The sequence below is a fragment of the Mycobacterium persicum genome (genome assembly GCF_002086915.1).
Taxonomy (GTDB): Bacteria; Actinomycetota; Actinomycetes; order Mycobacteriales; family Mycobacteriaceae; genus Mycobacterium; species Mycobacterium persicum.
The window spans coordinates 3,102,565-3,119,543 of sequence record NZ_MWQA01000001.1 but is presented as its reverse complement, the minus strand read 5'-3'; the positions used below and the strand labels follow the sequence as shown (position 1 = coordinate 3,119,543).

The window sequence follows — 16,979 nt, the reverse complement described above, 5'->3', positions numbered from 1 at the left end:
CAAACGGTGCCGCTGCGCTTTTGATCTGTGGAGCTGTCCTGTGGAGCCTAGGGGAATCGAACCCCTGACACCCGCCTTGCAAAGGCGGTGCTCTACCAACTGAGCTAAGGCCCCTCGTCATTGCGAACCGCGTCCCGAGACGGGTAACCAGACTCCGGATCCGGCGCCACGTGCCACACTTCGGCGCCGCGCCGTGCCCGCACCGCCGCCACCACCGCAGCGATTGCTGCCAGTGATAACGCGAGCCTCACGCAACACCTTGACGGGCACATGGTCGTGGGCCTAGGAGGACTCGAACCTCCGACCTCTTCGTTATCAGCGAAGCGCTCTAACCGCCTGAGCTATAGGCCCGGATTCCGGATACGGCCGAGCGACGAGATTACCGCAATCGCCGCCCCACCCCCAAAATGCTAATCCCGGTCGGCCAGCGTCACCTCGATGCCGCCGATCAGATCCGTGGTGAGGTTGTAGACGAACGCCCCAATGGTGGCCATCGCGGTCATCAAAACGATGTTCACCAAACCGATCAGTACGGCGCCGCCGAAGATCGTGCCGCTCGAGACCAATTCCGCGCTGCTGCCGCTGGTGTTGTTGAGCAGGTCGCCGACGTTGCTGTTGAGCTTGGCCCACACGCCCATGCCGCCGAGCACCAGGTACAGGAACGCCACCGAGATCATCCAGACGAAGAACAGGGCCACCGACAGCAGCAGCGACACCTTCAGCGTGCTCCATGGATCGATCCGCCGGATCTGCATGCTGGCCCGCACCGGTCCGCGGCCGCGCCGGGGTGAAACGTGCACCCGGGATTCCCGGGGTTCGGTGGTCACCGGACGGCTCGCGGCGGTAGCAGGTGCCGGCGCGTCGACCGGACGGTCCGGCGCGGACCTGCGCTGTGCCCGAGGGATAGGTCCCGACAGATCGGGCAACTCGCTGGCGTAGGCCTCAACCGGTGGACCGTCATTGCGGGCCGGAAGGTCGTCGGGCTCCGGTGGGCTGGTTTTCACCGCCCCGGACGGGGCGCCCGACGGCGCCGAGGTACCGGTGATGAAGCGGTTCAACCGGGCGTCGACGGCCGAGCTCGGGCTGGGTGGCCGCACGTCGGTCGGCGGATCGTTCGGTTGCCACTGCCCCGGCTGAGACGGCCAGGCGCCGCCTCGGTGCCGCGACGCAGCGTCTGCGGGCTCTGCCGCGCGGCCCGTCGTCGCCCGGTGTGCACCGGCACGCTCGGACACCGCATCCCCATTCGGTAAGTCGCCCGTATTGGGGGCGCCCGGCTCGTTCGGTGAGGTCACCCCGACTCCTAACATGTGTACCCAGGTCGCTGAGTCTAGTTGCCGTGGTGTTCGGCGGCGGATCCGCCATCCGGATCGTCACCGGGAGGTGACGACATCGCCGCCACGCCACCGATGCAGCCGCCAAGCCCGGTGTCACCGCCGACCTGGTGTCCGGCCCGTCTAGCCGGACGGCGCCCGACCGGGCATCCGCGGATTACGATCGATCCGCCGCACCGCAACCGTCACAATCGAAAGTACGAGGACTCGCCGTGAAAGCGGACTCGCACACCGCGTCCCCTTTACAGTCGGCCACCGGCGGGCCCCAGGCCAGTGTCGCCATGGTCGTCGGCGGGCTCGGCGTTGTCTTCGGCGACATTGGCACCAGCCCCATCTACACGATTCAGACGCTCTTCAGCCCCAGCGACCCACACCCCGTGCCGATCACCCAGGCCAACGTCTTTGGCATCGTGTCGTTGATCTTCTGGTCGGTGATGATCATCGTCACGCTGACCTACATCACACTGGTGATGCGTGCCGACAACAACGGTGAAGGCGGCATCATGGCGCTGATCACCTTGATCCGGCGCGGCGGCGGCGCGCGCGGTCGTCGCACCGCGAAGACGTTGGCCGCGTTGGGAATCTTCGGCGCGGCACTGTTTTTCGGCGATAGCATGATTACCCCGGCGATATCCGTGCTGTCGTCGGTAGAGGGTCTCAAGGTGATCGAGCCAGGTCTTAAAGATTGGATCGTGCCCATTACCGCGGTAATCATCGTGGCGTTGTTCGCCGTGCAACGTCACGGCACCGAAGCGGTCGGGCGGCTATTCGGACCGGTCATGATCGCCTGGTTCGTGGTGATCGGCGCGTGCGGGTTATCCGGCGTCGCCGACAACCCGGAGATTTTGAAGGCGCTGTCGCCGACCTATGCGTTGGCGTTCATGGCCGGTCACTTCCACATCGCCTTCTTTTCTCTGGCGGCGGTTGTCCTGTCGGTCACCGGAGCCGAGGCGCTCTATGCCGACATGGGTCACTTTGGTCGCCGGTCCATCTCGCTCGGATGGATGCTTCTCGTGCTGCCGGCATGCACGCTGAGTTATTTCGGTCAGGGCGCGCTGGTGCTTCGCGACCAGACCGCGGTGCGAGCTCCCTTCTTTCTGCTCAGCCCGGAATGGGCGCGGATCCCAATGGTTTTGCTCGCCACGGCCGCAACCGTGATCGCCTCGCAGGCGGTGATCACCGGTGCGTATTCGGTGGCATCCCAGGCCGCTCAGCTGGGCTACCTGCCGCGGCTGCGCATCGAACACACCTCGGCATCGACGATCGGTCAGATCTATGTGCCGTGGATCAACGGCGTGCTCATGGTCGCCGTGCTGACCCTGGTATTCGCGTTCCGCAGCTCGGCGGCGCTGGCTTATGCGTTCGGGATGGCCGTCACCGGAACGATCACGATCGTTACACTGCTGTTCCTCTACATCGCCCGAACCCGGTGGGGCATTCCGCTATGGCTGGTGCTGATCGGCGGCGGCGCGTTGCTGCTGGTCGATTTGATGTTCCTGGCCGCCAACCTGACCAAACTCGTGCACGGCGCCTGGCTACCGCTACTCATCGGCCTGGCCGTGTTCACCGTGATGACCACCTGGCAGCAGGGCCGGGTGATCGTCACCCGGGTGCGAGAGCGGGACGAAGGGCCGTTGCGGGAGTTCGTCGAGGAGCTACGGCAATATGATCCGCCGCTGGTGCGCACTCCGGGAACGGCGGTATTCCTCAACCGCGGCACCAAGACGGCGCCACTGGCGATGCGAGCCAACGTCGAGCACAACCGCGTCCTGCACGAAAACGTCGTCATCATGTCGATCGACACGATGCCGGTGCCGCGAGTGCCGGATGCAGAACGCACGACTATCGACAGCCTCGGCTACTCGCAGGACGGAATCATTCACGTCAGCGCCCGCTTCGGATACATGGAAAGGCCCAACGTCCCGCACGCTCTGAGCCTGCTCGACGCCAAGGAGACGGAGGGCTTTCTCGACGTCGACACGGCTTCCTACTTCTTGTCGAAGATCGAATTGACGGCCGGGGCGGAAGCCACCATGTCGTCTTGGCGCAAGCGCCTGTTCATCGCCACGTCGCACATCACCGCCGACGCCGCCGCGTATTTCAGCCTGCCGCTCGACCGAACAGTGATCATCGGTTCACGTATCGAGATCTGACACCGGATCACTTGCGCCGCGGCGGTCTCTCGCAACGGAGCGTATAGACGCTAACGGTGGATTTCGCGCGCACTTCCGTTTGGCGACCGCCGCGCGCACCATGGAGAGATCGGCGGTTCTCACAAGACGGGTCGTCACAAGACGGGAAGGAAGCGCGCGATGAAGGCAAAAGTCGGCGACTATCTCGTGGTCAAGGGCACCACCACCGAAAGACATGACCAACATGCCGAGATCACCGAGGTGCGTTCCCAAGACGGCTCGCCGCCATACGTGGTGCGTTGGCTGGTGACCGGGCACGAGGCGACGGTGTACCCCGGGTCCGATGCGGTCGTCGTCAGCGCCGCCGAACACGAGGAGGCCGCACGACGCGCTGCCGGCCGGGCCGGACGGACCGCGACATAGCCGGAACGTCGCTGGGCTTCGCCGCGGCTATGTGCTACTTGGCCGAGCCGTTGCCGTCGTCGGTTTCTGCGACCGCCTCCTCGCTTTCCTCGGCGTTGCGTGCGATGGCCAACAGGGTGTCGCCCTCGCCCAGGTTCATCAAGCGGACACCCTTGGTCTGACGTCCCGCCTTGCGAACCTGTCGTGCCGCCGTCCGGATGACGCCACCTCCGGAGGTGATTGCGTACAGCTCGCTGTCGTCGTCGGCGATCAACGCTCCGACCAGCCTGCCGCGCCGACGGTCATACATCACGGTCAGTACCCCTTTGCCGCCGCGGCCCTGCACCGGGTACTCCTCGATCGCGGTGCGTTTGGCGTACCCGCCGGACGTGGCGACCAGCAGATAGGTGCCTTCGCGGACCACGTTCAGCGACAGCAGCCGGTCGTCGGCGTTGAATCGCATGCCCTGTACCCCGGAGGTGGCCCGGCCCATCGGGCGTAGCGCCTCGTCGGTGGCCGAGAACCGGATCGACTGCCCGTTGGCCGAAACCAGCAACAGGTCGTCCTCGGCCGAGCACAGCACCGCCCCGACCAGCTCGTCGCCATCGCGCAGGTTAATCGCCACGATGCCGCCGGAGCGGTTGGAGTCGAAGTCGGTCAGCTTGGACTTTTTGACCAGCCCGTTCTTGGTGGCCAGCACCAGATACGGCGCATCCTCGTAACCCCGGATCTGGATGACCTGGGCGATGCGCTCCTCGGGCTGGAAGGCCAACAGGTTGGCGACGTGCTGGCCCCGCGCGGTGCGCGAGGCCTCCGGCAACTCGTAGGCCTTGGCCCGGTACACCCGGCCCTGGGTGGTGAAGAACAAAATCCAGTCGTGGGTCGAGCAGACGAAGAAGTGCGCGACGATGTCGTCCTGCTTGAGACCGGCGCCCTGTACGCCCTTGCCGCCGCGCTTTTGGCTGCGGTACAGATCGGTCTTGGTGCGTTTGGCATAGCCGGTTTCGGTGATGGTGACGACGACGTCCTCGCGGGCGATCAGGTCTTCGTCGCTGACGTCGCCGTCGGCGGCGACAATCCGGGTGCGACGGTCGTCGCCGTGCTTGTCGACGATCTCACCGAGTTCGTCGCGCACGATGCCGCGCTGTCGCTCGGGCTTGGCCAGGATGTCTTCCAAGTCGGCGATCTCGGCCTCGATCTTGGCGAGGTCGTCGACGATGCGCTGACGTTCCAGTGCCGCCAAACGCCGCAGCTGCATGTCGAGGATCGCCTGGGCCTGGATCTCGTCGATGTCGAGCAGCTCGATCAACCCGGCCCGGGCGATGTCGACGGTCTCCGACGCCCGGATCAGCGCGATCACTTCGTCCAGCGCGTCGAGCGCTTTGACCAGCCCGCGCAGAATGTGGGCCCGCTCGTTGGCTTTTCGCAGCCGGTAGCGGGTGCGCCGGATGATGACGTCGAGTTGGTGCTCGACGTAGTAGCGGATCATCTGGTCGAGCCGCAGCGTGCGCGGCACCCCGTCGACGATGGACAGCATGTTGGCGCCGAAGCTTGTCTGCAACTGCGTGTGCTTGTAGAGGTTGTTGAGCACCACCTTGGCCACGGCGTCGCGTTTGAGCTCGACGACGATGCGCACACCGACCCGTTCGCTGCCCTGGTCTTCGATGTTGGCGATGCCGGCAAGCTTGCCGTCGCGGACCTGCTCGGCGATCGAGGTGATGAAGTTGTCGTGGTTGACCTGATACGGCAGCTCGGTGATTACCAGCGACGTCCGGCCGCGCGAATCTTCTTCCACCTCAACGACTCCGCGCATCCGGATGGAACCGCGACCGGTCTTGTACGCGTCGGCGATGCCCTGGGATCCGACGATCAGTCCGGCGGTGGGGAAGTCGGGACCCTTGACCCGCTCCATGACCGCGGCCAGCGTCGTCTCTTCGTCGGCGTCGTAATTGTCCAGCGCCCAGAACACCGCGTCGGCGAGTTCGCGCAGGTTGTGCGGCGGGATGTTGGTGGCCATGCCCACCGCGATGCCGCCGGAACCGTTGGCCAGCAGGTTGGGGAACCGGCTGGGCAGCACCGTCGGTTCCTGCACGCGGCCGTCGTAGTTGGGGATGAAATCGACTGTCTCCTCGTCGATTTCACGCAGCATCTCCATGGCCAGCGGGGTCAGCCGGGCCTCGGTGTAGCGCATCGCCGCCGGTGGATCGTTGCCCGGCGAACCGAAGTTGCCCTGACCGTCGACCAGCGGATAGCGCAGCGACCAGGGCTGCGCCATCCGCACCAGGGTGTCGTAGATCGACGCGTCGCCGTGCGGATGGTAGTTGCCCATCGTCTCGGCGACCGACCGTGCCGACTTGGCGTGGCTGCGATCCGGACGGAACCCCGAGTCGTACATCGCGTACAGCACTCGCCGGTGCACCGGCTTGAGTCCGTCGCGCACTTCCGGCAGGGCGCGGCCGACGATGACGCTCATCGCGTAATCGATGTAGCTGCGCTGCATCTCCTGCTGAATGTCGACCGGCTCGATCCGCTCGGCAGAATCGTCGGGCGGCAGCGTCGTGTCTGTCATCTATTCCTCGTTTGCAACGGTGCGCGGGCACGCTTTAGACATCTAGGAAGCGAACGTCCTTGGCGTTGCGGGTGATAAAGCTTCGGCGTGCATCCACGTCCTCACCCATCAGGATGGAGAACAGCTCGTCGGCGGCCGCGGCGTCGTCCAACGTGACTTGACGCAGTACCCGCACCGACGGGTCCATGGTGGTTTCCCACAATTCCTTGGCATCCATTTCGCCCAGGCCCTTATAGCGCTGGATGCCGTCTTCCTTGTTGATCTTCTTGCCGGCCTTGAGCCCTGCCTCCAGCAACCCGTCACGCTCGCGATCGGAGTAGGCGAATTCGGGGTCGGAACGTTGCCATTTCAGTTTGTACAACGGCGGCTGGGCCAAGAACACGTGCCCGTTCTCGATCAGCGGACGCATGAAGCGGAACAACAACGTCAACAACAACGTCGAGATGTGCTGGCCGTCGACGTCTGCGTCGGCCATCAGCACAATCTTGTGGTAACGCAGTCTCGCGATGTCGAATTCGTCGTGGATTCCGGTACCCAGCGCGGTGATGATCGCCTGGACTTCGGTGTTCTTCAACACCCGGTCGATGCGGGCCTTCTCGACGTTGATGATCTTGCCGCGCAACGGCAGGATGGCCTGGAACATCGAGTCGCGGCCGCTCTTCGCCGAGCCGCCGGCCGAATCACCCTCCACCACATACAATTCGGACTTGCGCGGGTCGGTCGAGCGGCAGTCGGCCAATTTCCCCGGCAGTCCGCCCAGATCGGTTGCGCTCTTGCGGCGCACCAACTCCCGCGCCTTGCGAGCGGCAATCCTGGCCTGCGCTGATGAAACTGCCTTGTTGACAACGGTTTTGGCATCGGCGGGGTTGGCCTCGAACCAATGGGTGAGCTGTTCGTTGCACACCTTCTGCACGAACGACTTCACCTCGGTGTTGCCCAGTTTCGTCTTTGTCTGACCTTCGAACTGCGGCTCGCTGACTTTCACCGAAATCACCGCGGCCAACCCTTCCCGGATGTCGTCGCCGGTGAGGTTGGGGTCCTTGTCCTTGAGTAGTTTGCGGTCCTTGGCGTACTTGTTCACCACGGAGGTCAGCGCGCTGCGGAACCCCTCTTCGTGAGTCCCACCCTCATGGGTGTTGATGGTGTTGGCGAAGGTGTGCACTGACTCCGAGTACCCGGCATTCCACTGCATCGCGATCTCCACCTCGTGGCCGGGGCCCTTACCGGAGAAGTCGACGATGCTGCTATGGATGGCATTCTTGGTGCGGTTGATGTGCTTGACGAAATCAACCAGCCCTCCGGGATAGTGGAAGGTGCGCTTCTTGACCTTGTGCGGGGCGGCGGATTCGGCCGCCTTCTCCCTGGCCGACTTCGGGGCCTCGGCGACGTCGCTGACCACCTCGTCGACGACCTCGTCTTGGCTGACCCGCTGATCGGTCAGGTTGATGGTGAGCCCCTTGTTGAGAAACGCCATCTCCTGCAACCGTCGTGCGACGGTTTCGAAGTCGTACTCGGTGGTCTCAAAAACGTTGGGGTCGGCCCAGAATCGTACCGTCGTGCCGGTCTTCTTCGTCGGCGCGCCTTGCTTGAGTCCCATCGGCTCGGATTTCTCGTAGACTTGCGACCACTCATAGCCGTCGCGTTTGATCTCCACCTCCAGCCGGGTGGACAGTGCGTTGACCACCGAGACACCGACACCGTGCAGTCCGCCCGAAATCGCGTAGGCGTCGGAATCGAACTTCCCGCCGGCGTGCAGCTGGGTCATCACCACGTCCACGGTCGGTATTCCGGAGGCGTGCATCGCAACCGGGATTCCGCGGCCGTCGTCGGTCACCTCGACACCGCCATCCTCGAGCAGCACCACGGTGACGGTGGCCGCGTAACCGGCCATTGCCTCATCGACCGCGTTGTCGACCACCTCCCAAATGAGATGGTGCAGGCCGCGCTCACCGGTCGAGCCGATGTACATGCCGGGGCGTTTGCGGACGGCCTCTAGTCCCTCGAGAATCGTGATGGATGCAGCGCCGTATTCGTCTTGGGCCTTCTTCTTCTGGGCAGCCACGGTCCGAATGTTCTCCTCGGGGTTGCACATGCGAGCGGTCCAGTCACCGCAGCGGGTCGTATATCTACTCTACCGTGAGCACCTGTCCGCACCGATTCTCTAGGTGCGTTTCCACCTATCTAACTGCGCCGTGCGCTCAATATCTTGTTGGAGGACGCGTCCGGACGTCGGGGATACGGGTCCGCTTCGTCCTGGTGGATTTCAGACGTGGACGACAGGGAGCTCGGGCCGCCGCTTGATCGACCCGGGTCATGGGCTAGCCATAGGTGTCGCGAGGCCCCCTACCGGCGATGTGTCGCGGCCCTTTGCGCCACGACGGTGCGGCCGGACCGGTGATTTTCAGCGTGGTCACCACTCCGTTACCCACCGCAGCAGCGATTTTGGCCAGTAGTTGGGACTGCATGATCCGCAACTGCGTGGCCCATGCGGTCGATTCGGCGGTCACGCTGAGCACACCGTCGTCCAGCGAGGTCGGAGTCGCATGGTCGGCGATCTGCTGGCCGACCACCGCGGCCCACTGGCCCAGCACGGTGCCTTCGGCGACACGTCCGGACCAACCGCGCTTCTTCGCCAGTTCGCGGGCCAGCCTGCCCAACGGTTGCGGATCGCGAACATCGGGTCCCGGACCCGACCAGCTTCGGCGCTGTCCGGCGACGCGTCGCGATGAAACAGGCTGCGCCACCGGCCCGCGCCCGAGATCCCGTCCCCGGGCACGAGCGGCGGCCCGAGCCTCTGCGAGGGTACGTCGAACCAGGTCGATACCGTTGTCGGGTTGTTGGGTGTGCTCCGGGCTCGATTGCTCACCGTTCATGCGGACACCACCGATATTCGTCCATCGTCACCCTCACGCAAGTCGATCTGCACCCGTTTCGCGTCCCAACCCGCCGGAATGTCTTCCGGCACCGCCGCGGTCACCACAACCTGTTCGGCCGACTCCGCCACGCTCGCCAGGGCCCTACGGCGCCTGGTATCCAGCTCGGCAAAAACGTCGTCCAACAACAACACCGGGTCACTACCCTCGACCCGCAACAATTCATAGGCGGCCAGCCGCAGCGCGACCGCCATCGACCACGACTCCCCATGGCTGGCAAAACCTTTGGCGGGCTGGTCGCCCAACCGCAATTCCAGGTCGTCGCGGTGCGGGCCGACCAGACATACCCCACGTTCTACCTCGGCATCACGACGCGCGGCCAGTGCCGCCAACAGCCGGGCCTCGAGGCACCCGCGATCGGCAGTCCCGTCAGGTTCGTCGGATCCGGGGAGGACCGACGTCATGCTGGCGCGGTACTCGATGGACGCCGTGCGTGACTCCGGCGCGAGCAGTTGATAGGCCTTCGCTACCTCCGGGGCCAATTGACTCACCAAATCCATACGGGCGGCCATCAATTCGGCGCCGTGCTCGGCCAGCCGGCTATCCCAGACATCCAGGGTGTCCAGCACCCCGCGGTCGCCTCGATACCGCGCGCCCGCTACCGATTTCAATAGCGCGGTACGCTGCCGCAGCACCTTGTCGTAGTCGGCCCGCACCGCGGCCACGGCCGGGCGGCGCACTGTGGCCAAATCGTCGAGGTAGCGGCGTCGTTCTGCCGGATCCCCGCGGACCAATGCCAAATCCTCGGGAGCGAACAGCACCGCTCGCAACACCCCGACCACTTCACGAGTGCTGCGCACCGGTGACCGGTTCAGCCGGGCCTTGTTCGCCCGTCCGGCGGCGATCTCGAGGTCCACCGCGCATTCCCGACCGTCGCTGACCACGATCGTCGAGATCACCGCACGGTCGGCGCCGGCCCGAATCAGCGGCGCGTCGGTGCCGACCCGATGTGAACCTAAAGTGCTCGAATACCACAGTGCCTCAATGAGATTCGTCTTTCCAAAGCCGTTCGGACCAACGAACACGGTCCGCCCCGGATGCAATTCGAGGTCCGCGTGCGCCCACGAACGGAAATCACGCAATCCCAAATGCCGGACGTACACCTACTTCGGCACCACAACGATCAGCCCGGCAACCGAACCGGCATCAGCAGGTAGACGTAGTCCGTCGGCACCGCCGGGAAGGGACCATTACCCGTCGGCGTGCCATCCTCGGCTGATGCGGGACGCAGCAGAGCGGGTTTTCCCGGGGTGGTGAAACCAAACGACACCCGCTCGGAATGCAACGACCCCAGACCGTCGGTCAGATATGTCGGGTTGAACGCGATCGTCAACGGTTCACCGGCGAAGTCGACAGCAAGGTCTTCCTCGGCTCGTCCGACATCGTCGGCGCCGGCGGAAAGCCGCAGCGTCCCTTCGGCGAATTCCATACGGACCTGCGCGCCACGATCGGCAACCAGCGCGACCAGTTTGATCGCTTCGGTCAATTCCGCCACATCCGCGGTGGCCACCGCGGTGTGCTCGGCCGGCAGCAGTTGGCGAAATTTCGGAAACTCCGCGTCCAGCAGCCGCGTTGTGCTGCGCTTGCCGTTACCGCTGATCCCCAGCAGCCCGTCCTTGCCGACGCCCGTGCCGGCACCCAATGACAACCGGACATCAGATCCGTCACTGTTGGCTTTGGCGGCCTCGGCCAAGGTCTTGGCCGGTACCAGCACCGACGCTTCGACCTCAGGCGACAACGCGGTCCAGGTCAATTCGCGTACCGCCAGGCGGAACCTGTCGGTTGCCGCCAAAACAACCGTCTCACCCGAGATCTCGACGCGGATGCCGGTCAACATCGGCAGTGTGTCGTCACGGCCGGCCGCGATGGCGACCTGGCTGATGGCCTCGGCGAACAGATCTGACGGCAACGTGCCGGTGTCATCGGGCAACGTCGGCAGCGTCGGGTAGTCCTCCACCGCCATGGTCGGCAGCGAGAACCTGGCATTTCCGCAGGTCAAGGCGACCCGGTTGCCGTCGACGTAGAAATCGACCGGCTTGTTGGGCAAGGCGCGCGTAATGTCGGACAACAGCCGGCCTGAAACCAAAACGCTTCCCGGAGAAGCTATTTCGGCAGCAACCTGTACTTCGGCGGAAACCTCGTAATCGAATCCGGAAATTGTCAGCCCGTCGTCTGAGCCCGTCAACAACACACCTGAAAGCACCGGCACGGCCGGCCTGGTCGGCAGATTCTTCGCCACCCACGACACCGCCTCGGCGAACGACTCCTTCACCAAGCGAAACTTCAAGTCGGTGAGACCAGTCTGGGTCGTAGCCGCGTCCATTGCGTCCCTTCACCTAACAGTGAGTTCGATCCCTGGATCCGTGAGCCAGCTCCCGCCGCCGGCATCGCGACCGCCGGTGACGTAACGCCGCAACGGCAGTCGAACAACAACCGTAGAACGTCTGGCCCCAAGTTGAAAGCTAATCGTCAACGCTGACATGTCGGGCTGCGCACCCTCGCGAGGGACCCTGTGTGGGCGGTGTCCCCAGACCCGTTCTTCTAAGGACAACCTTGGAATAGATCTCAATAACAGTAATAAGGGGTGTGAGTTCTGGGGATGGCCAGGCGTCGGTGCTGCTAGGCGGCGAACTGGGATGTGGATGACGACGTTGCGGGCTGTGTGGGCCGTGTGAGCTGCTGGGGATGAATCGGCAGGTGTGCAACGGCAGGCCGAAGTGTGCAATCCAGTTTCGAGTGGCTGTGCACACAACTACCCACACCCGATGGTGTGGCTGCTGTGACTGGCGGGAGAGAAGTTTTTTTGCAGAAGGTGGCCGGAAATGGACCGAGTTCATCGCTTGGAGCGCTGACGGATCCTTGTCGTGAGCTCTTTGACATGATCGAAGACTTCGCGGCGTTCGGCCATTTCGGACAAGATCTTGCGTTGGGCGTACATGACCGTGGTGTGGTCGCGGCCGAATGCCTGACCGATCTTGGGCAGAGACAGATCGGTGAGTTCACGGCAGAGATACATCGCGATCTGTCGGGACTGGGCCAGCGATCGGGTCTTGCCCGGTCCGCGCAGCTCTTCGACCGTGGTGTCGAAATACTCGGCGGTGGCGGCCATGATGGTCGCCGCACTGATCTGCATGGCGGTGGCGTCGGCGATGAGGTCGCGCAGCACTATCTCAGCCAGGGCTTTGTCGATCGGGGTCTTGTTCAGCGAAGCGAATGCGGTGACCCGGATCAGTGCACCCTCGAGTTCGCGGATGTTGCGTTCGATGCTGCTGGCGATGAGTTCTAGCACATCGTCGGGCACCGCGAGCCGTTCCATCTGCGCCTTCTTGCGCAAGATGGCGATGCGGGTCTCCAACTCCGGGGGCTGCACATCGGTGATCAGGCCCCATTCGAACCGGGTCCGCAGCCGGTCTTCGAGCGTGGCGAGTTGTTTGGGTGGCCGGTCGGAGGAGATGACGATCTGCTTGTTCGCGTTGTGCAGCGTGTTGAAGGTGTGGAAGAACTCTTCCTGAATGCCTTCTTTGCCTTCGATGAACTGGATGTCATCGACCAGCAACACGTCGACGTCGCGGTAGCTGCGCTTGAAGGCGACCTTGCGGTCGTCGCGCAAGGAGTTGATGAAGTCGTTGGTGAATTCCTCGGTGGAGACGTACTTGACCCGCATCCCTGGGAACAGTCGCTGCGTGTAATTGCCGGCCGCGTGCAAGAGGTGAGTTTTCCCAAGTCCCGACTCGCCCCAGATGAAGAGGGGGTTGTAGGCGCGTGCCGGTGCTTCGGCGATGGCCAGGGTGGCGGCGTGCGCGAACCGATTGGAGGCGCCGATCACGAAGGTGTCGAAAGTGTAGCGGCGGTTGAGGCTGGTGCCACCGGTGGCGGCGACCGTATCGGTACCCGACGGGCGCTTGGTGAAGTAGGTGGGCCAACTGGGTCGAGGGCTGCCAGCGGTCTCGTCGGGGTCGTCGTTGTCTCCGGCGGTTTCGGGTGATGTGTCCCGGGACATTTCCAGGCTGGGATCATCGGCGGACTGCCCGCCCTCGTCGGCGTGAGCGGTGGGCGGAGGTGGCGCGATGCGAACACCGAGTTGGATTTGGTGGCCGAGTCGTCGACTCAACGCGTCGGTGATCGGGGTACGCAGGTGACGCTCGATCTCGTTTTGGACGAAGCTGCTTGGGACCGACAACAACGCAAACCCCTCGACGATGGTGAGTGGTTGGACGAGGTTCAACCATGCTCGTTGCTGGGGGGTGAGGGGAGTGGTGAGGGTGGTGCCAGTGCCCGCGATGCCGTCAGCGTTGAGTTCCCCGTTGAGTTCGGAGACGACCGCATTCCACACCGAGGCAAAGCCGGACCCGGGATCATCGGTCAACGACGCATCCCCCTGGTCCGACATCGAGGTGCAATTGTCGGCGACAAGCAAGCTGTCCACATGGTTATCCACAGTTGTGGAAAGGACGGTCGACTACGTTCCGTAACCTTTCGGCCACGGCCCGCGATCTCCGCGCTGCATCCAACCACCCGGCTGTCGGGGCAGCTAGTCGATCCGCCATCCTCGCTTCATCGTCGGCCGCCGTTTCAGTCCGAAACAGCACTGCCCGAAGCTAACAGTTTTCGGTGCGGCTGCCAACAGTTCTTTCGTTTTCCGTTGGTCGTCTTTGGATGTGCGTGCAATATGGAGTGCGTTAGGGGCAGCCATCTTTCGGTGGCGGGCGGGTTCGGCCTGAGTCTGTTGGGACGGGCCAGGTTTGACCAGGCGAAGCCTCGTCAGTACCCTCAAACAGTCGCCCGAAAGTCGGCGATACGGCTGCGACCTGGATCATGTCTCCGGGGACCGCGCCGGCCAGCAGCCAGACTACCTCCGGCCGCCGACTGTGCGAGATTGAGCGGGCGGATGGTATGCGAGACAGATCGAGGAGAACGCCGTGGCCAAGGGCAAGCGGACCTTCCAGCCGAACAACCGGCGCCGAGCCCGCGTTCATGGTTTTCGACTGCGGATGCGTACCCGGGCCGGGCGAGCCATCGTCTCCGGCCGGCGCCGTAAGGGCCGCCGCGCACTGACTGCCTGATCGTCGCGTCAGGTTTCTTAGCGGTGCTGTCCGCACGCAACCGCATGAGGCGGTCAACGGAGTTCGACGCAACCGTCAAGTATGGGATTCGAACCGTACAGCCCGACGTGGTCGTCCACGTCCGTCGAGGTGACCAATCGAAGGACTGCAGCGGTCCGCGGGTGGGATTGATCATCGCCAAATCGGTGGGTACCGCGGTCGAACGTCATCGGGTGGCACGTCGGTTGCGACACGTTGCCCGGCCGTTGTTGGGCAACTTGCATCCGTGCGACCAAGTGGTGATCCGGGCACTGCCGAGCAGTCGGTACGTCTCGTCGGTGTGGCTGGAACAGCAGCTGCGCCGCGGTTTACGCCGCGCATTCGAATCGGGGGGTACTGTCCGGTGACCCAGTCGGCGTGGAGTCCCGCGCGGGTGGCGAAGGCCACCGGGCGATGGACAGCCCGCGGACTGATTTTCATGATCAATCTCTATCGGCACATGGTGTCTCCGCTACGGCCGGCCTCGTGTCGTTTCGTCCCGACCTGCAGCCAGTACGCCGTGGATGCGCTGACCGAATACGGTCTGATCCGGGGCAGTTGGCTGACCGTAGCCAGGCTCGCGAAGTGCGGACCCTGGCATCGGGGAGGATGGGATCCCATACCAGAGCGCCGGGGATGTTCGGACTGCGATGTCCGCGGGGACCTGCCGGCGAAGCAAGGGAAGAGTGAGTCTTTTGTTTGATTTCTTCAGCCTCGACTTCGTCTACTACCCGGTGTCGTGGATCATGTGGGTCTGGTACAAGCTGTTCGCGCTGATCTTCGGGCCGTCGAACTTCTTCGCGTGGGCCCTGTCGGTGATGTTCCTGGTGTTCACGCTGCGTGCGCTGCTCTACAAACCATTCGTTCGGCAGATCCGTACCACTCGCCAGATGCAAGAACTCCAGCCGCAGATCAAGGCGCTGCAGAAGAAATACGGCAAGGATCGCCAGCGCATGGCGATGGAGATGCAGAAGCTGCAACGAGAACACGGGTTCAATCCGATCCTGGGTTGCTTGCCGATGCTGGCACAGATCCCGGTGTTTTTGGGCCTGTACCACGTGTTGCGCTCGTTCAACCGGACGACGGGCGGCTTCGGCCAGCCGCAGATGTCGGTGCTGGAGAACCGGCTCACCGGCAATTACGTCTTTACCCCGACCGACGTGGGCCACTTCCTGGACGCCAACCTGTTTGGCGCCCCGATCGGGGCCTCGATGACTCAACGCGGTGGGCTGGATGCGTTTATCGATTTCAGTCGGCCTGCCGTGATTGCGGTCGGCGTACCGGTCATGATCCTGGCCGGCATCGCGACGTACTTCAACAGCCGGGCATCCATTGCCCGGCAGAGCCCGGAGGCGGCGGCCAACCCGCAGACCGCGATGATGAACAAGTTGGCGCTCTATGTGTTCCCGCTGGGCGTGGTCGTCGGTGGTCCGTTCCTGCCGCTGGCGATCATCCTCTACTGGTTTTCGAACAACATCTGGACGTTTGGCCAGCAGCACTACGTGTTCGGGATGATCGAAAAAGAGGACGAGGCCAAGAGACAGGAAGTGTTGCAGCGCAGGGCGGCCAACGCACCTGCCCCGGGAGCCAAGCCGAAGCGACTGCCCAAGTCGGCGTCTGCCTCCGTTGACGGGTCTGTCACCGAGGCGGCGGCCGACTCGGATGTCGACGGCGGCGTGAAGGAGACGGGTTCTGCCGATCTGGGCTCGGAGGGGAAGTCCGAGAGGGCGCCGCGAACGCAGGCCGGCAAGCAGCCTCAGGCCGGCCGCAACAACGCTCCCGCCGGCCGTACACCGCGCCCGGGTGCGCGGCCCAAGAAGCGCAAGCGGTAAAGCGCGTCACAGCCTTTGCGGGACGAGCGGCACGACCGCCCAGAAACCTCAGCAGAATGCCGCGAAACATCGCCAACACTGACCCGTGAGTGAGGGAGAAGAGCCATGACTGATGCCGAAACCACCGAGCTTGACATTGAGAGCAATCCGGCGGTGGGGGATGTGCCAGACGCGGAAGACGTGATGCCGGCCGATGCCGATGGTGACGAGACCGATCTGGAAGAGCGGTTGGTCGCCGAGGGCGAGATCGCCGGGGACTACTTGGAAGAGCTGTTGGACCTGTTGGACTTCGACGGCGATATCGACCTGGACGTCGAGGGTAATCGCGCGGTGGTCAGTATCGACGGCAGCAACGATCTGAATAAGCTGGTGGGTCGCGGGGGAGAGGTGCTGGATGCTCTGCAGGAGCTGACGCGACTGGCAGTGCACCAGAAGACCGGGGTGCGGAGTCGATTGATGCTGGACATCGCAAGCTGGCGCCGGCGTCGTCGAGAAGAATTGGCGGCCTTGGGGGAAAGGGTGGCACGGCGCGTTGCCGAGAGCGGTGAACGCCAGGAGCTCGCGCCGATGACGCCGTTCGAGCGCAAGATCGTCCACGATGCGGTCGCCGCAGTGCCCGGTGTACACAGCGAAAGCGAGGGCGCGGAGCCGTCGCGGCGAGTCGTGGTGCTGCGCGACTAACCCGTTATCCGACCGCGA

The 16,979-nt window shown here is 64.0% G+C and carries 14 protein-coding genes and 2 tRNA genes; 7 read left to right on the top strand and 9 right to left on the bottom strand.

What is annotated here, in order from left to right; genetic code table 11:
- Nucleotides 1-41 precede the first annotated feature (41 nt).
- The 3 genes from B4U45_RS14245 to B4U45_RS14235 form a co-directional block, all read right to left on the bottom strand.
- Nucleotides 42-114 (bottom strand) — tRNA-Ala (locus tag B4U45_RS14245).
- Between the two features lie 163 nt (nucleotides 115-277).
- Nucleotides 278-351 (bottom strand) — tRNA-Ile (locus B4U45_RS14240).
- A 59-nt stretch (nucleotides 352-410) separates the two neighbouring features.
- Nucleotides 411-1,292 (bottom strand): DUF3566 domain-containing protein, encoded by an 882-nt coding sequence (locus tag B4U45_RS14235; protein ID WP_075547697.1) that lies wholly within the window; start codon nucleotides 1,290-1,292, stop codon nucleotides 411-413.
- A gap of 320 nt (nucleotides 1,293-1,612) precedes the next feature.
- On the opposite strand from B4U45_RS14235, the gene B4U45_RS14230 reads away from it, so the two are divergent.
- Both B4U45_RS14230 and B4U45_RS14225 read left to right on the top strand, forming a co-directional pair.
- Nucleotides 1,613-3,484 carry a potassium transporter Kup gene (locus tag B4U45_RS14230; protein WP_083154548.1) on the top strand — a complete coding sequence of 624 codons (1,872 nt, stop codon included), beginning with the start codon at nucleotides 1,613-1,615 and terminating at the stop codon, nucleotides 3,482-3,484.
- Between the two features lie 159 nt (nucleotides 3,485-3,643).
- Nucleotides 3,644-3,886 (top strand): DUF1918 domain-containing protein, encoded by a 243-nt coding sequence (locus B4U45_RS14225; protein ID WP_075547695.1) that lies wholly within the window; start codon nucleotides 3,644-3,646, stop codon nucleotides 3,884-3,886.
- A gap of 34 nt (nucleotides 3,887-3,920) precedes the next feature.
- Here B4U45_RS14225 and gyrA read toward each other — a convergent pair whose 3' ends face one another.
- The 6 genes from gyrA to dnaA form a co-directional block, all read right to left on the bottom strand.
- The gene (gene gyrA, locus B4U45_RS14220; protein WP_075547694.1) at nucleotides 3,921-6,434 is read right to left on the bottom strand and encodes a DNA gyrase subunit A; all 2,514 of its coding nucleotides are present in this window, start codon (nucleotides 6,432-6,434) and stop codon (nucleotides 3,921-3,923) included.
- A 34-nt stretch (nucleotides 6,435-6,468) separates the two neighbouring features.
- A complete protein-coding gene (gyrB, locus tag B4U45_RS14215; RefSeq protein WP_075547713.1) occupies nucleotides 6,469-8,496 on the bottom strand; it encodes a DNA topoisomerase (ATP-hydrolyzing) subunit B in 2,028 nt (675 codons plus the stop codon).
- Nucleotides 8,497-8,752: 256 nt separating this feature from the next.
- Nucleotides 8,753-9,307, bottom strand: coding sequence for a DUF721 family protein (locus B4U45_RS14210; protein WP_075547693.1), 555 nt, complete (start codon nucleotides 9,305-9,307; stop codon nucleotides 8,753-8,755).
- Nucleotides 9,304-10,470, bottom strand: a complete 1,167-nt coding sequence (recF, locus tag B4U45_RS14205) for a DNA replication/repair protein RecF (RefSeq protein WP_075547692.1) — start codon at nucleotides 10,468-10,470, stop codon at nucleotides 9,304-9,306. Before recF ends, B4U45_RS14210 begins: the two co-directional genes overlap by 4 nt.
- 20 nt (nucleotides 10,471-10,490) lie before the next feature.
- Nucleotides 10,491-11,690, bottom strand: a complete 1,200-nt coding sequence (gene dnaN / locus B4U45_RS14200; RefSeq protein ID WP_075547691.1) for a DNA polymerase III subunit beta — start codon at nucleotides 11,688-11,690, stop codon at nucleotides 10,491-10,493.
- A 510-nt stretch (nucleotides 11,691-12,200) separates the two neighbouring features.
- Nucleotides 12,201-13,733 (bottom strand): chromosomal replication initiator protein DnaA, encoded by a 1,533-nt coding sequence (gene dnaA / locus B4U45_RS14195; RefSeq protein ID WP_075547712.1) that lies wholly within the window; start codon nucleotides 13,731-13,733, stop codon nucleotides 12,201-12,203.
- A gap of 553 nt (nucleotides 13,734-14,286) precedes the next feature.
- Here dnaA and rpmH point away from each other — a divergent pair.
- The 5 genes from rpmH to B4U45_RS14170 all read left to right on the top strand — a co-directional run bounded on the left by rpmH (nucleotide 14,287) and on the right by B4U45_RS14170 (nucleotide 16,961).
- Nucleotides 14,287-14,430, top strand: a complete 144-nt coding sequence (gene rpmH, locus B4U45_RS14190; RefSeq protein WP_068111553.1) for a 50S ribosomal protein L34 — start codon at nucleotides 14,287-14,289, stop codon at nucleotides 14,428-14,430.
- Nucleotides 14,431-14,453: 23 nt separating this feature from the next.
- Nucleotides 14,454-14,816, top strand: a complete 363-nt coding sequence (gene rnpA / locus B4U45_RS14185) for a ribonuclease P protein component (protein WP_075547690.1) — start codon at nucleotides 14,454-14,456, stop codon at nucleotides 14,814-14,816.
- Nucleotides 14,813-15,151, top strand: coding sequence for a membrane protein insertion efficiency factor YidD (yidD, locus tag B4U45_RS14180; protein WP_089025144.1), 339 nt, complete (start codon nucleotides 14,813-14,815; stop codon nucleotides 15,149-15,151). The genes rnpA and yidD overlap by 4 nt, the downstream gene beginning before the upstream one ends.
- Nucleotides 15,135-16,280 carry a membrane protein insertase YidC gene (gene yidC, locus B4U45_RS14175; protein WP_075547689.1) on the top strand — a complete coding sequence of 382 codons (1,146 nt, stop codon included), beginning with the start codon at nucleotides 15,135-15,137 and terminating at the stop codon, nucleotides 16,278-16,280. The genes yidD and yidC overlap by 17 nt, the downstream gene beginning before the upstream one ends.
- Nucleotides 16,281-16,385: 105 nt before the next feature.
- A complete protein-coding gene (locus tag B4U45_RS14170; RefSeq protein ID WP_075547688.1) occupies nucleotides 16,386-16,961 on the top strand; it encodes a Jag family protein in 576 nt (191 codons plus the stop codon).
- Nucleotides 16,962-16,979: the final 18 nt, after the last annotated feature.